This window comes from Sorangium sp. So ce1504, assembly GCF_051521635.1.
Classification (GTDB): Bacteria; Myxococcota_A; Polyangia; order Polyangiales; family Polyangiaceae; genus Sorangium; species Sorangium cellulosum_B.
Map to the genome: position 1 here is coordinate 1,181,357 of NZ_CP150365.1, position 15,212 is coordinate 1,196,568.

Below are 15,212 nucleotides of genomic sequence, written 5' to 3' on the forward strand. Positions count from 1 at the left end.
CGAGGGGCGCCCGGCGCTCCGGTCCTCGCAGGGCCGGGGCGGGAGCGCCGCCGCGCCGGGTCGCTCGATCAACCGGCCGCGCTGCCTCGGTCGTCCTGTCGCAGCAGATACGCTGTCTCGGGGTTCTCCCGGCGCCAGATCACGTTGTCCATGAAATAGTGGTGGATGTTCACGAACACGAAGACGGCTGCGAAGTACGGTGTCGGGCCCAGGTCGGACATCGCTTCGCCGTAGCTCGAGCTCAGCACCAGCGCGCCGTCGAGGAGCGCGGGCGCGCCGCGGAACACGACCCACCCGAGGCCGACGGCGGTCGCCGCCAGGATCCCGAGGCGCAGGCCGGTCGGCCGCCCGAACAGCGGCGGGCCCTCGGCGTCGCGCGCCTCGTTCCGCTTCATGAGCCAGACGAAATACAGATACTGAACGGAGTGGAGCGCCGGGATCACGTACACCATGAGCCGGTCGAGGCTCGAGTAGACCGTCCAGAGCCAGATCGTGATGAGGAAACCGGCCAGCGGCGCGAGCGGCGGCAGGCGCCGCTCCATTCGCCACCTGCGCGCGATCACCCAGAGCAGCGCGAGCGCGCTGAGCCCGAACGCGAGCCCGGTGACGGGCTCGAGCGCCGGCGGGTGCCCGAGCGACGTGTAGACCACGCCTTTCTCCTCGACCTCTCTACCTGGATCCGCCGGGCTCGCCCACGCGTACGCCCAGGCCGCGAAGCAGTGCGCGAGGATCACCTTGCGCTCCAGGGGGCCGAACCGGAACCCACGCCGCGCCGAGAGCACCGTCAGGACGCCGAAGCCCTGCTTCACGTAGTGCCAGCCCACCAGGAGGAACATGAGCTGGATCATGAAGCCCATGGACCGCGCGGAGCCGGTCGAGAGCGCCCCGATCGCCCACGCGAGCAGCGCGACCGGGACCAGGAGGCCGGCCAGGATGTAGCGGGCTCGCTGCGCCGGGGCGAACGCGCCGCCGAACGCGCGGCGCCTCGCGTCCTTGTAGAACAGCAGGTACGTCACCGCGAAGTGAGGATCGTTGATCACGGACGCGGCGTGGAACGTCAGGAAGCCGATCGCGAGCTCCGCCGCGTCGAGCCCGACGGCCCTGCGGGCGAGCCACGCGAGCGGGAAGAGCACGAGCGTCGCGCCCCCGACGAGCAGGAACTCGGTGAGATGGGCGCGCAACGCGGCTCGACGCGGCGTCGCGACCGGGACTGGCAGCGTCGCGCCCGCGCTGGTCATGCGCCCAAGCTACCACACAGGGGCGCCCGTACGGCGCGCACGCCGCAGATCGAGCTCCGGCTCGAGGGCGAGCTTGATGCGGTGCGCTGTCGGATCGAGGGGGTCGCGGGGCGCCGTGGCCTCCTTCCCTCTTCATCATCAATAAATGACGAGATCTCTCGTCACAAATAAATGACAGATCGCTCGCCGCAAATAAATGACAGATCCGATGTCGCGCTGCCGCCGGCGGCATCGAGAGCGTTCGGCGCGAAGCGGGCGCCGCTCCTCGTCCAGCTGTGCTATTCCGCGATCATGCGGAGTCGATCATGAGCCTGGGCGACCTGGTCGACGACGTCCCCGAGGACCCGCTCATCACCGGCGCGGTCCAGCGTGCGCTCGTCGCCTATGCAACGGTTCTCCCCGCGGATGTCCTCCGTGACGTCGAGATGCTCGCCACGAGGACGCTGTTCGTGCACCCGCTCGGGATCTCGTTCGTCGCCCGGCTCGCCCCCGGGGTCCGCGTCGAGGTGGACATGGGCGACGATCTCGCCGAGCAGGCGCAGCAGGGGTTCGCGGTCGGCGAGATCATGATCTCGATGATGCGCGTGCTCCGCAGGCGGTCGCGCGAGCGGGGCGAGCGTCGCTTCTTGATGCCCGAGACGCCGATGCTCATGCTGCAAGCGTTCCTGGGCTACTTCAACCCGGACCCGGCGCTCTGGACGATGGGCGATGACGCCGTGCGCGGCGCGCTGGATCGCCTCTGCGAGGCCGTCGTCGGCCTGTTCTTCACGGGCCTCGTCGTCGATGTGCTGGAGAGCCCATCGTCGCTCGACGACTGGGGGGAGACCGGCCTCGCGCTCTCCGCGGTGCTGCCGGCCATGGCCGCGGCGCTCCACGGCGCGAGGGCCCGGCTGTCCAGGCGCGACCGGCACGCGCTGGAGACCTACGATGCCTGCGGCTGGGATCCGGCGCGGCTCGAGCGCCGGCTGGGCGGCGGCCCGGAGCCCGCCCGGCCGGCGTTCTTCGCGCTGGGTGCGGCGCTCGCCGCGGAGCTCCGCGCCTCGCCGGCGAGCTGACCCCGCGTGGCCGGCGTGGCCGGCGTGGTCGCTCCCTCGCCTCACTCCGCCCCTTCCGTTTGCCGCGCGGGCAGCCACATGCGCACCGTCGTGCCCTCGCCCGGCGCGCTCTCGATACGGATGCTGCCTTGGTGTTCCTCGATGAACCGGTGCGTCAGCGACAGCCCGAGCCCGGTCCCTTGCCCGGGCGGCTTCGTCGTGAAGAACGGCTCGAAGATGCGGCTCAGGTCCTCGGTGCGGATGCCGCAGCCGTGGTCGTGCACGTCGATCTCCACGCCGTGGATGTCCCCGCGCGGCAGCGGGCGAGCCTCGACCACCACGGCGCTGCCGTGCGGGCTGGCGTCGAGCGCGTTGCCTATCACGTTGAGCAAGGCCGACTCGAGCTGCGATGCGTTGACGAGCACCTCGGGCAGCGCCGATGAGGTGCCGTTCGTCTCGAGGTGGACCCTGCGCTCGCGCGCCCGCGGCGCGGACAGGTCGACCGCTCGGCGGAGCGCCGCGCGCACGTCGCACGGCTCCCGGCCGATCGGCTTGCCGCGCGCGTACTCGAGCAGCGCCGTCACGAGATCCGAGCACCGGATCGCCTGCCGCTCGATGGTGCTGAGCGCCTTCAGGAGCGAGGCCTCGTCGGGCAGGCCGTGCCCCTTCCGGTGCCGCCTGAGCAGCAGCTGGGCGTTCATCAGGATGGCCGACACCGGGTTGTTCATCTCGTGCGACAGCCCCGCAACCAGCGTCCCTATCGCCGCCATCTTGCCCGCCTGGAGGAGCTCCTGCTGCGTCTCCGAGAGCCGCTCCAGCGCCGCCGCGAGCTCGCCGTTCTTCGCCGCGAGCTCCAGATAGGCGCGGTGCAGCCGCTCGGCGGCGCGGACTCGCGCCCTGAGCTCCAGGGGGTCGAACGGCTTGCTCATGTACTCGTCGGCGCCGACGTCGAGCCCCCCCACGGCCTCCGCGCCGCTCGCCCTGGCCGTCAAGAGGAGGACCGGGATGTCCCGGAGCGCGGCATCCCCCTTGAGACGCCTGACCAGCTCGAATCCGTCCATCTCCGGCATCATCACGTCCGAGACGATGACATCGGGCCGCTTCGCTGCGATCGAATCGAGCGCTTCCCGGCCGTTCGTCGCCAGGACGATCTCGTGTCCGGCCGACAGGATGTCCGCCAGGTACGATCTCATGTCCGGGTTGTCTTCCACCACGAGCACGCGCGGCCCCTCCGCGCCGCCGTCGGCGCGGGGCGCGACCGCGGCGGGCAGCGGAGGCACCTCGAAGCCGCGGAGGTTGACCGACGACGGGGGAGGCTCGAAGGCACCCGCGCCGTTGAGCGATCTCGGCGGCTCGGGCGCGGCGGTCGCCCGCCGCGCCGCCAGGAAATCCGCGGCGCGCGGGAGCCGCACGAAGAAGCGAGAGCCGATCCCGGGCTCGCTCTCCACGCCGACCGTGCCGCCCATGAGCTCCGTGAGCTCCTTGGCCAGCGACAGCCCGATCCCAGTCCCCTCGTGCTTTCGCGTCGCCGAGGCGTCGATCTGCTGAAACCGTCGAAAGAGCAGGTGTCTCCTGTCCGCCGGGATGCCAGGGCCGGTGTCCTCGACCGAGAGCTCGAACAGACCATCGAGCGCCCGCAGGTCGACGGTGACGCGCCCGCCAGGCGGGGTAAACTTCAGCGCGTTGCCCAGCAGGTTGAGCGCGATCTTCTCGAGCTTGCGCCGATCGGCGGGGGCCCTCCGCAGCTCGGGATCCACGTGAATCGAGAGATCGAGCCCGCCGCGCGCCGCCGCCGGGCGAGCCTCCTCCACGATGTCCGAGACGAGCTCTCCGACGTCGACGGCCTCCCAGTCGATCTGCATCTTGCCGGCCTCGATCTTCTGGTGATCGAGGACATCGTCGACCAGCCGGCGGAGCCGCCGCCCGCTGCGCTGGATGAGCTCGAGGTCCGCCCGTACCCGCGGCGAGAGCGGTTCGTCCCGGTTGGACAGGAGCGACTCGAGCGGTCCGAGGATGAGGGAGAGCGGCGTCCGGAGCTCGTGGCTCATCACCGTGAGGAACTCTCCCTTGGCGCGGGCCGCGGCGTCCGCCGCCTCCTTGGCCTTCTGGAGCTCGATCTCCATCCGTTTGCGCTCGGTGATGTCCGCGTAGATCCCGAGGATCCCCGTCACCTCGCCCCGCTCGTCGCGGATGGGCACCTTGCTGGTGAGCAGGAATCGCTGCTCGCCGTCCGGGCGGAGCAGCGGCTCCTCGACGTCGAGGACCGGGGTGCCGCCCTCCATGACCTCCCGGTCGATGCGCACGAAGCACTCCGCGTTCTTGCTGCCCCACACGTCGAAATCGGTCTTGCCGACGAGGTTCTCCAGCACCTTCGTGTTGGTGTCGTTGAGGAAGTTCTGATTTCCCCCGAGAAACCGTCCATGACGGTCTTTCCAGAAGATGGCGTGGGGGACGTTGGCGATGACGTACTTGAGCACCGCCTGCTGCTGGTCGACGGGCGCCGGCGTCCATTCCTGGGCGGCGGTGCAAGTCGCGGCCTCGTCCGGCGGCGCCACACGGGGCGTCCGCGCGCGTGCTTCGCGCGTCCGACGGGCCGCGAGGAGCCTGCTGATCTTGGCGGAGAGGCGGTAGAGACGTCTCATCGTCGTATCGTCACAGGAGCATAAGGCGAGCGCGGGCGACATCAAACCTGCTCAGCACCGGGACGCCGCGGTCGAGCGCGTACGGTCGTGTAAAATGACGCCCGAGCAGGCTGGCGCGTCGGAGCCGCCGCTCACCTCGCCGCTGGGCGCTGTGGTAGCGCCTGGTGTCGGTCCCGTCGAGCCCTCCCGGCGGCGCTGGCCTGCGCGTCGCTGGCCTCGTCCCACTGGCCCTGAACCCCAAAAGCTCTGCACTGGCGCCTGCGCGCGGCGGCTCCGCCGTGCTACAGGAGAGGAGGTACGCCCATGGTGGAGGGAGTCGCGCTCATCACCGGAGCGGCGTCGGGTATCGGCGCTGCGACCGCGCGCAAGCTGGCGAAGGAGGGGGCGCGCGACAAGATCCGGGTGAACGGCGTCCTGCCTGGCGGCGTCGAGACGCCGATCTGGGCCCAGGCGCCCTTCTTCCAGGCGCTCGTCACGACGGCCGGCAGCGAGCGCGCCGCGTTCGATCAGATGGCGGCGATGCCGACGCCCCTGGGCCGCTACGCGAGCGCCGACGAGATCGCCGGGCTCATCGCGTTCCTGCTCTCCGACGCCTCTGCCACCATGACTGGCGCGCTCCTCGTCAGCGATGGTGGCTACTCTCTCTAGAGCGAGGGGCTCGTCGCCGGTGCGGTGAGCGCCGCGCTGCGGCGCGTGTGACAGATACGAAATAAAGGCGCGGTGCGTCACGAGGGCGCGTCAGGCCCGCAGGAGCCGAGGGAAAGCGCTTTCATCGCCTGGTGAAGGCGTCCGTCCCGCCGTTGCGCCGTGACCGAACCATTACCGCGGGCCGCTCACGACGGGTGTTATAGAGGCCGTGCTTGTCATTAGGAGGCAGCCCAGCATGATTGAGGATCCGCAGGTCATCCGCAGCGCCGGCCTCCAGCCGATCGGCATCTGGCGCAGCGGGCCCTGGCTCCCCGCGTTCACATCGACAGATCTGCGGGAGGCCGTCTCCTGCGTGCGAGAGCCGGTGCACGTGGTGCGTGAGACGCCGGATGGGCGCGTCGGCGTGTCCCGGGGCGGCGCTGTCCTCCGCGAGGATCAGGTCAACGGGGTCCCGACGTTCCCGCTCCTCGGAACGCTGCCCGCCCTGTACCCGGAGTGGCTCGGAGACCGCTCCTTCGTCGAGGTCCACGGCCTGCGCTTCCCCTACGTGGCCGGCGCGATGGCGAACGGCATCCACACCACGCGGCTCACGATCGCGATGGCCAAGGCAGGCATGATGGGGTTCTTCGGCGCCGCCGGGCTCGGGCTGCACCGGATCGAGCAGGCGATCGACGAGATCTCGGCGGCGCTCGGGACGGACGGCCCCACCTGGGGCTGCAACCTCATCCACGCTCCGAACCAGCCCAGGCTGGAGAGCGACACGGTGGAGCTCTACCTGAAGAGGGGAGTCCGGCGCGCCGAGGCGGCCGCCTACATGGGCCTGAACCCGATGGTCGTGCGGTTCGCCTACAGCGGCGTCAAGCGCTTGCCCGACGGCCGCGTCGACCGGAAGAACCACCTGTTCGCGAAGATCTCGCGCCCGGAGGTCGCCGCGCGCTTCCTGTCGCCCGCGCCGGCCGAGATCCTCGACACCTGCGTTCGCAACGGGTGGCTCACCCGCGACGAGGCGGAGCTCGCGCGGAGCCTCCCGGTCGCCGAGGACATCACCGTGGAAGCCGACTCCGGCGGTCACACCGACAACCAGCCCCTCGTCGCGCTGTTCCCGGTGATCCTCGGCGTCCGCGACGAGCTCGCGGCGAAGTACGGGTATCACCGGCCGATCCGCGTCGGCGCCGCCGGCGGCCTCTCCACGCCGGAGTCGGTCGCCGCCGCGTTCGCGCTCGGGGCGGCGTACGTGCTCACGGGCTCGGTCAACCAGTCGTGCATCGAGTCGGGCCTGTCCGACGAGGGAAAGAAGATGCTGGCCCAGGCCGATCTCCCGGACGTGGTGATGACGCCGGCCGCCGACATGTTCGAGCTCGGCGTGCAGGTCCAGGTGCTCAAGCGCGGCACGATGTTCGGTGTCCGCGCGCAGCGGCTCTACGACCTCTACGTCGCCCACGACTCCATCGAGTCGCTGCCCAGCGACGTGCGCGCGCGCATCGAGAGGGAGCTGTTCCAGATGTCGTGCGACGAGGTGTGGGCGGGCTGCGAGCGGTTCTTCGCCGAGCGCGACCCGGCCGAGCTCGAGCGCGCCGCGCGCGAGCCGAAGCACAAGATGGCGCTGATCTTCCGCTGGTATCTCGGCATGTCCAGCAAGTGGGCGATCGCCGGGGACCCGAAGCGCCGCGCCGATTACCAGATCTGGTGCGGCCCGGCCATGGGCGCGTTCAACCGCTGGGTCAAGGGGTCGTTCCTCGAGGACCCGGCGCGCCGCACCGCGGTCCAGGTCGCGCGCAACCTGCTCGAGGGCGCGGCCGTCGTCACGCGCGCGCAGCAGCTCCGGACGTACGGCGTCCCCGTGCCGAGCGCCGCATTCCACTTCACTCCTCGCCCGCTCGCCTGAGCGCCTGACCACCTGCCGAGGTCCTCATGCACCCTTCGTCTTCGCGTATCCCGCACATCGCCGTCGTCGGCGTGAGCGCCATCTTCCCCGGCTCGGTCGACGCGCACGGCTTCTGGCGCGATATCCTGTCCGGGACAGACCTTATCACGGATGTCCCGAGCACCCACTGGCTGGTCGAGGACTACTACGATCCTGACCCGTCCGCCCCGGACAAGACGTATGCGAAGCGCGGCGCCTTTCTCAAGAATGTGCCGTTCGATCCGCTCGAGTGGGGCGTCCCGCCCTCGATCGTTCCGGCGACGGACACGACGCAGCTGCTCGCGCTGATCGTGGCGAAGCGGGTCCTGGAGGACGCGGCGCAGGGGCAGTTCGAGTCGATGAGCCGCGAGCGGATGAGCGTGATCCTCGGCGTCACCTCCGCGCAGGAGCTGCTCGCCTCGATGGTGAGCCGGATCCAGCGGCCGGTGTGGGCGAAGGCGCTCCGGGATCTCGGGTATCCGGAGGACGAGGTGAAGCGCGCCTGCGACAAGATCGCGGGCAACTACGTGCCATGGCAGGAGTCGAGCTTTCCGGGCCTGCTCGGGAACGTGGTGGCCGGGCGCATCGCGAACCGGCTCGACCTGGGCGGGACGAACTGCGTGACCGACGCGGCGTGCGCGTCGTCGCTGTCGGCGATGTCGATGGCCGTCAACGAGCTGGCGCTCGGCCAGTCCGATCTCGTGATCGCGGGCGGCTGCGACACGATGAACGACGCCTTCATGTACATGTGCTTCAGCAAGACGCCCGCGCTGTCGAAGTCGGGCGATTGCCGGCCGTTCTCCGACAAGGCCGACGGCACGCTGCTCGGCGAGGGCATCGCGATGGTGGCGCTCAAGCGGCTCGACGACGCCGAGCGCGACGGAGACCGGGTCTACGCGGTGATCCGCGGGATCGGCTCGTCCTCGGACGGGCGGAGCAAGAGCGTGTACGCGCCGGTGCCGGAAGGGCAGGCGAAGGCGCTCCGCCGGACGTACGCCGCCGCCGGGTACGGCCCCGAGACCGTGGAGCTGATGGAGGCGCACGGCACCGGGACGAAGGCCGGCGACGCGGCCGAGTTCGAGGGCCTGCGCGCGATGTTCGACGAGTCGGGGCGCGAAGACCGCCAGTGGTGCGCGCTCGGCAGCGTGAAGTCGCAGATCGGCCACACCAAGGCGGCGGCCGGCGCGGCCGGCCTGTTCAAGGCGATCATGGCGCTGCACCACAAGGTGCTCCCGCCGACCATCAAGGTCGACAAGCCGAACCCCAAGCTCGACATAGAAAAGACCGCTTTTTATCTCAACACCCAGGCGCGGCCGTGGATCCGGCCGGGGGACCACCCGCGGCGGGCGTCGGTGAGCTCGTTCGGCTTCGGCGGCTCGAACTTCCACGTGGCGCTGGAGGAGTACACGGGCCCGGCGCCGAAGGCGTGGCGGGTGCGGGCCTTGCCGGCGGAGCTGTTCCTCCTGTCGGCGGACACGCCGGCGGCGCTCGCGGATCGCGCGCGGGCGCTGGTGAAGGAGGCGGAGGTGCCCGAGATCCTGCGCTTCCTGGCGCGGGAGTCGGTGCTCTCGTTCGACGCGTCGAGGCCGGCGCGGCTCGGGCTGTGCGCGACGGACGAGGCGGATCTCAGGAAGAAGCTCGAGCAGGTCGCGGCGCACCTCGAGGCGAGGCCGGAGCAGGCGCTCTCGGCGCCGCTCGTGCACTGCGCGAGCGGGGAGGCGCCGGGGCGGGTGGCGTTCCTGTTCCCGGGGCAGGGGAGCCAGTACGTCGGGATGGGCGCGGACGCGCTCATGACGTTCGACCCGGCGCGCGCGGCCTGGGACGCGGCGGCGGGCGTCGCGATCGCGGACGCGCCGCTGCACGAGGTGGTGTTCCCGCGGCCGGTGTTCTCGGACGAGGACCGGGCGGCGCAGGAGGCGCGGCTCCGCGAGACGCGGTGGGCGCAGCCGGCGATCGGCGCGACGAGCCTCGCGCACCTCGCGCTGCTCGCGGCGCTCGGGGTGCGGGCCGAGGCGTTCGCGGGCCACAGCTTCGGCGAGATCACGGCGCTGCACGCGGCCGGCGCGCTGTCCGCGGCAGACCTGCTGCGCGTGGCGCGGCGGCGCGGCGAGCTGATGGGCGCGGCGTCGTCGGAGCGGGGCGCGATGATCGCGGTCCCGCGGGGGATCGACGAGGTGCGGGCGCTCGGCCTCGGCGGCGTGGTGATAGCGAACCACAACGGCCCGAAGCAGGTGGTGCTGTCGGGCTCGGTCGCGGCGATCGAGGCCGCGGAGGAGCGGCTGAAGGGCGTCGGGATCCAGGCGCGGCGCCTCGACGTGGCCGCGGCGTTCCACTCGCCGCTCGTGGCGGAGGCGAGCGCGCCGCTCCGCGAGTTCCTGGCGGGCATCGCGGTCGAGGCGCCGGCGGCGCCCGTGTACAGCAACGCGGAGATCGAGCCGTACGCGGGCGGCGGCGACGCGGCGCGCGACCGGCTGGCGCGGCAGCTCGCGGAGCCGGTGCGGTTCGTGGAGGAGATCGAGCGGATGTACGCGGACGGCGCGCGCACGTTCGTCGAGGTCGGGCCGGGCTCGGTGCTGACGAACCTGGTCGGCGACATCCTGAGCGGCCGGCCGCACCGGGCGGTGGCGCTCGACCGCAAGGGCAAACACGGCGTGACGAGCCTGCTCGAGGCGGTGGCACGGCTCGCCGTGGCCGGGGTGCCGCTGGACGCGCGGGTCCTGTGGGAAGGCTTCGCGGCGCCGAGCGATCCGCGGGCGCTGCCGAAGCCGAAGCTGGCGCTGCAGATCAACGGCAGCAACTACGGGAAGCCGTACCCGCCGCAGGGGGGCGCGAAGGCGCTGCCGGCGGCGAGCCCGCCGCGGGCGGCGCAGAAGCCGGCGCCGGAGGCGCCGCGGGCGGCGTTGCAGCCTGTGGCGAGCGCGCCGCGGGCGGCGGTGGGCGCGTCGGCGCCGGTGGTGAGCGCGCCGGCGCCTGCGGTGAGCGCATCGCGTTCGGCAGTGAGCGCGCCGGCGCCTGTGGTGAGCGCGTCGCTGCCGGTAGTGAGCGCGCCGGCGCCTGTGGTGAGCGCGCCGGCGCCTGCGGTGGCGAGCGCGTCGGCGCCTATCGTGAGCGCGTCGCGTTCGGCAGTGAGCGCGTCGGCGCCCGTAGTGAGCGTGCCGCAGGCGGTGGTGAGCGTGCCGCAGGCGGTGGTGAGCGCGCCGCAGGCGGTGGTGAGCGCGCCGGCGCCTGTCGTGAGCGCATCGCGGCCGGCGGCGAGCGCGTCGTGGCTGGCCGCGTACCAGGAGGCGCAGCGCGCCACGGCGGAAGCCCACAGCGTGTACCAGCGCACGATGGCCGAGAGCCACATCGCCTTCCTTCAGGCCGCCGAGGCGTCCTTCGCAGGGCTTGCTGCGCTGGCGACCGGCGCTCCGTACCCGGTCGCTCCGACGACGGTGTCCGAGGTACGGCCTCCGCCGGTTCTCCTCGCTCCGGTGCATGTGGGGCCTGTCTCGGAGGCATCCCTACGGCCCGCAGGGGCGCCGACCGCGCGCTCCGGCGAGGGCAGGAGCAACGTGGCCCTGGACGGCCTGAACGGTGCCGGCGGGGAGCTCCATACGCCTGTCGCGCTGCCGGCGCAGGCGGCGCCTGCCGTGACAGCGAAGGTGGCGGTTGCAGCGCCTGCCGTGACCGCAAAAGCGGCCGCCTCGGCGCCTGTTGCGGCGGCGAAGACCGCAGCCGCGACGCCTGCGATGGCAGTGTCTACGGCCGTCACCGCGCCTGCGGTCGCCGTGGCAACGCAGGCGGCGGTCGCCGCTGCGCCGCGTGTCGACATCGAGCGGTTGGTCCTCGACGTGGTTGCGGACAAGACGGGATACCCCGTCTCCATGCTCGGGCTGCAGATGGAGCTGGAGAGCGATCTCGGCATCGACAGCATCAAGCGGGTGGAGATCCTGTCCTCGGTCCGTGACAGGACGCCTGGGCTGTCGGAGGTCGATGCCTCGGCGCTGGCGCAGCTGCGCACGCTGGGGCAGGTCGTCGACCACCTCCGCGCCTCGCTGCCGGCCGCCAGCGCCAGTCCGGCGGCCGTCGCGCCCGCCGCGAAGGTGTCTGCCATCGCGGCGCCTGCCGTCGCTTCCGGCGCGGCGCCTGGCGCGTCCGAGGTGGAGCGGGTGGTGATGGCGGTCGTCGCGGAGACGACGGGCTACCCGGCGGAGATGCTCGGGCTTCAGATGGAGCTGGAGAGCGATCTCGGCATCGACAGCATCAAGCGGGTGGAGATCCTGTCGGCGGTCCGCGACCGGACGCCGGGGCTGTCGGAGGTCGACGCTTCGGCGCTGGCGCAGCTGCGCACGCTGGGGCAGGTCGTCGACCACCTCCGCGCCTCGCTGCCTGCTGCCAGCGCCAGTCCGGCGGCCGTCGCGCCCGCCGCGAAGGCGTCTGCCGTCGCGGCGCCTGCCGTCGCTTCCGCCTCTGCGCCTGGCGCGGCCGAGGTGGAGCAGGTGGTGATGGCGGTCGTCGCGGAGACGACGGGCTATCCGGCGGAGATGCTCGGGCTTCAGATGGAGCTGGAGAGTGATCTCGGCATCGACAGCATCAAGCGGGTGGAGATCCTGTCGGCGGTCCGTGACCGGACGCCCGGACTGTCGGAGGTCGATGCGTCGGCGCTGGCGCAGCTGCGCACGCTGGGGCAGGTCGTCGACCACCTCCGCGCCTCGCTGCCTGCTGCCAGCGCCAGTCCGGCGGCCGTCGCGCCCGCCGCGAAGGCGTCTGCCGTCGCGGCGCCTGCCGTCGCTTCCGCCTCTGCGCCTGGCGCGGCCGAGGTGGAGCAGGTGGTGATGGCGGTCGTCGCGGAGACGACGGGCTACCCGGCGGAGATGCTGGGGCTGCAGATGGAGCTGGAGAGCGATCTCGGCATCGACAGCATCAAGCGGGTGGAGATCCTGTCGGCGGTCCGCGACCGGACGCCGGGGCTGGCGGAGGTCGACGCCTCGGCGCTGGCGCAGCTGCGCACGCTGGGGCAGGTCGTCGACCACCTCCGCGCCTCGCTGCCGGCCGCCAGCGCAAGCTCGGCAGTCGTCACGCCCACAGCCGCCGCCGTGCCTGCTATCGCAGCGCCTGCCGGCGCGTCCGGCGCGGCGCCTGGCGCGGCCGAGGTGGAGCGGGTGGTGATGGCGGTCGTCGCGGAGACGACGGGCTACCCGGCGGAGATGCTGGGGCTGCAGATGGAGCTGGAGAGCGACCTCGGCATCGACAGCATCAAGCGGGTGGAGATCCTGTCGGCGGTCCGCGATCGGACGCCGGGGCTGGCGGAGGTCGACGCGTCGGCGCTGGCGCAGCTGCGCACGCTGGGGCAGGTCGTCGACCACCTCCGCGCGAGCCTCGGTCCCGCCGCTGTCACCGCCGGCGCTGCCCCGGCGGCGCCCGCCGAGGAGCCGGCCTCCGCGCCCCTCGGCCGGTGGACGCTCGTCGAGGAGCCGGCGCCCGCCGCCGGCCTCACGATGCCCGGCCTCTTCGACGCAGGCACCGTCGTGGTCACCGGCCACGACGCGATCGGCCCCGCGCTCGTCGCGGCCCTCGCGGCGCGCGGGATCGCCGCCGAGTACGCCCCCGCCGTGCCCCGCGGCGCGCGCGGCGCCGTGTTCCTCGGCGGCCTGCGCGAGCTGGCCACGGCCGACGAGGCGCTCACCGTCCATCGCGAGGCGTTCCTCGCAGCCCAGGCGATCGCGGCGAAGCCGGCCCTCTTCGTCACGGTCCAGGACACCGGCGGCGACTTCGGCCTCGCCGGCTCGGACCGAGCCTGGATCGGCGGGCTGACGGGGCTCGTGAAGACCGCGGCGCTGGAGTGGCCCGAGGCGTCCTGCCGCGCGATCGACCTCGAGCGCGCCGGCCGCTCGGACGGCGAGCTCGCGGAGGCCATCACCTCGGAGCTCCTGTCCGGCGGCGTCGAGCTCGAGATCGGCCTGCGCGCGGACGGCCGGCGCACCACCCCGCGCAGCGTCCGGCAGGACGCGCAGCCCGGGCCGCTCCCCCTCGGGCCGTCCGACGTGGTCGTGGCGAGCGGCGGCGCCCGCGGCGTCACCGCGGCGACGCTGATCGCGCTCGCCAGGGCCAGCCACGCGCGGTTCGCGCTGCTCGGCCGCACCGCGCTCGAGGACGAGCCGGCCGCCTGCCGCGGCGCCGACGGCGAGGCCGCGCTCAAGGCGGCGCTCGTCAAGGCGGCGACCTCCGCGGGCCAGCGGGTGACCCCGGCGGAGATCGGCCGGAGCGTCGCGAAGATCCTCGCGAACCGCGAGGTCCGCGCGACGCTCGACGCGATCCGCGCCGCCGGCGGCGAGGCCCTCTACGTCCCTGTCGACGTGAACGACGCGCGGGCGGTGGCCGCGGCGCTCGACGGCGTGCGCGGCGCCCTCGGCCCCGTCACGGCGATCGTCCACGGCGCCGGCGTGCTCGCCGACAAGCTCGTCGCCGAGAAGACGGTCGAGCAGTTCGAGCGCGTGTTCAGCACGAAGGTCGACGGCCTCCGGGCCCTGCTCGGCGCGACCGCGGGCGACCCGCTCAAGGCGATCGTCCTCTTCAGCTCGGTCGCCGCGCGCGGCGGCAACAAGGGGCAGTGCGACTACGCGATGGCGAACGAGGTCCTGAACAAGGTCGCGGCCGCCGAGGCAGCCCGCCGCCCGGGCTGCCGGGTGAAGTCGCTCGGCTGGGGCCCCTGGCAAGGCGGCATGGTGAACGCCGCGCTCGAGGCCCACTTCGCGCAGCTCGGCGTGCCGCTCATCCCGCTCGCCGCGGGCGCGAAGATGCTCCTCGACGAGCTGTGCGACGCGTCAGGCGATCGCGGCGATCGCGGCGATCGCGGCGCGCGCGGGCAAGGCGGCGCCCCGCCCGGCGCGGTCGAGCTCGTGCTCGGCGCGGAGCCGAAGGCGCTCGCGGCCCAGGGCAACGGCGGCCGGGTCGCGCTGGCCGTCCGCGCGGACCGCGCGACGCACCCCTACCTCGGCGATCACGCCATCAACGGCGTCCCCGTGGTGCCGGTGGTGATCGCGCTCGAGTGGTTCGCCCGCGCCGCGCGCGCGTGCCGGCCGGATCTCGTCGTGACCGAGCTCCGCGACGTGCGGGTCCTGCGCGGGATCAAGCTCGCGGCCTACGAGTCCGGCGGCGAGGTGTTCCGCGTCGACTGCCGCGAGGTGAGCAACGGCCAAGGCGCGGTGCTCGCGGCGGAGCTGCGCGGGCCGCAGGGGGCGCTGCACTACGCGGCGACCATCCAGATGCAGCCGCCCGAAGGGCGCGTGGCCCCGAAGGGCCCGGCCGCGCCGGAGCTCGGCCCGTGGCCCGCCGGCGGCGAGCTGTACGACGGCCGCACGCTCTTCCACGGCCGCGACTTCCAGGTGATCCGGCAGCTCGACGGCGTGAGCCGCGACGGGATCGCGGGGACGGTCGTGGGCCTCCGCGAGGCCGGCTGGGTGGCCCAGCCGTGGAAGACCGATCCGGCGGCGCTCGACGGCGGGCTGCAGCTCGCGACGCTGTGGACGCAGCACGTGCTCGGCGGCGCGGCGCTCCCGATGTCCGTGGGCGCGCTGCACACCTTCGCCGAGGGGCCGTCCGACGGCCCGCTGCGCGCCGTGGTGCGCGGGCAGATCGTGGCCCGCGATCGCACGAAGGCCGACATCGCGTTCGTCGACGACCGCGGCTCGCTCGTCGCGGAGCTGCGCGACGTGCAGTACGTCCTGCGCCCCGACACGGCGCGCGGCCAGGCGTGATCGAGGCCAGC

The 15,212-nt window shown here is 72.9% G+C and carries 6 protein-coding genes; 4 read left to right on the forward strand and 2 right to left on the reverse strand.

The window, feature by feature from the left end; all coding sequences use genetic code 11:
• Positions 1–68: 68 nt before the first annotated feature.
• Complete coding sequence (locus WMF39_RS04470) at positions 69–1,238, reverse strand: hypothetical protein (RefSeq protein WP_437744309.1); 1,170 nt, start codon at positions 1,236–1,238, stop codon at positions 69–71.
• Positions 1,239–1,543: 305 nt separating this feature from the next.
• On the opposite strand from WMF39_RS04470, the gene WMF39_RS04475 reads away from it, so the two are divergent.
• On the forward strand, positions 1,544–2,293 hold the full coding sequence (locus tag WMF39_RS04475) for a hypothetical protein (protein ID WP_437744310.1): 750 nt from the start codon (positions 1,544–1,546) through the stop codon (positions 2,291–2,293).
• 41 nt (positions 2,294–2,334) lie between these two features.
• On the opposite strand, the gene WMF39_RS04480 is transcribed toward WMF39_RS04475, so the two are convergent.
• The gene (locus tag WMF39_RS04480; RefSeq protein WP_437744311.1) at positions 2,335–4,914 is read right to left on the reverse strand and encodes an ATP-binding protein; all 2,580 of its coding nucleotides are present in this window, start codon (positions 4,912–4,914) and stop codon (positions 2,335–2,337) included.
• Between the two features lie 303 nt (positions 4,915–5,217).
• Here WMF39_RS04480 and WMF39_RS04485 point away from each other — a divergent pair, with 303 nt between their 5' ends.
• The 3 genes from WMF39_RS04485 to WMF39_RS04495 all read left to right on the forward strand — a co-directional run bounded on the left by WMF39_RS04485 (position 5,218) and on the right by WMF39_RS04495 (position 15,201).
• The gene (locus WMF39_RS04485; protein WP_437744312.1) at positions 5,218–5,562 is read left to right on the forward strand and encodes an SDR family oxidoreductase; all 345 of its coding nucleotides are present in this window, start codon (positions 5,218–5,220) and stop codon (positions 5,560–5,562) included.
• A 235-nt stretch (positions 5,563–5,797) separates the two neighbouring features.
• Entirely contained in the window at positions 5,798–7,447 is a 1,650-nt protein-coding gene (locus WMF39_RS04490; protein WP_437744313.1) for a PfaD family polyunsaturated fatty acid/polyketide biosynthesis protein, read from the forward strand.
• A gap of 26 nt (positions 7,448–7,473) precedes the next feature.
• Positions 7,474–15,201, forward strand: a complete 7,728-nt coding sequence (locus WMF39_RS04495; RefSeq protein WP_437744314.1) for an SDR family NAD(P)-dependent oxidoreductase — start codon at positions 7,474–7,476, stop codon at positions 15,199–15,201.
• The last annotated feature ends 11 nt before the right edge of the window (positions 15,202–15,212 follow it).

What these genes read in the sequence shown, in the direction of transcription:
- WMF39_RS04490 (WP_437744313.1), top strand. Translation starts at nt 5,798, where the DNA reads ATGATTGAGGATCCGCAGGTCATCCGCAGCGCCGGCCTCCAGCCGATC.
- WMF39_RS04480 (WP_437744311.1), bottom strand. Translation starts at nt 4,914, where the DNA reads ATGAGACGTCTCTACCGCCTCTCCGCCAAGATCAGCAGGCTCCTCGCG.
- WMF39_RS04495 (WP_437744314.1), top strand. Translation starts at nt 7,474, where the DNA reads ATGCACCCTTCGTCTTCGCGTATCCCGCACATCGCCGTCGTCGGCGTG.
- WMF39_RS04485 (WP_437744312.1), top strand. Translation starts at nt 5,218, where the DNA reads ATGGTGGAGGGAGTCGCGCTCATCACCGGAGCGGCGTCGGGTATCGGC.
- WMF39_RS04470 (WP_437744309.1), bottom strand. Translation starts at nt 1,238, where the DNA reads ATGACCAGCGCGGGCGCGACGCTGCCAGTCCCGGTCGCGACGCCGCGT.
- WMF39_RS04475 (WP_437744310.1), top strand. Translation starts at nt 1,544, where the DNA reads ATGAGCCTGGGCGACCTGGTCGACGACGTCCCCGAGGACCCGCTCATC.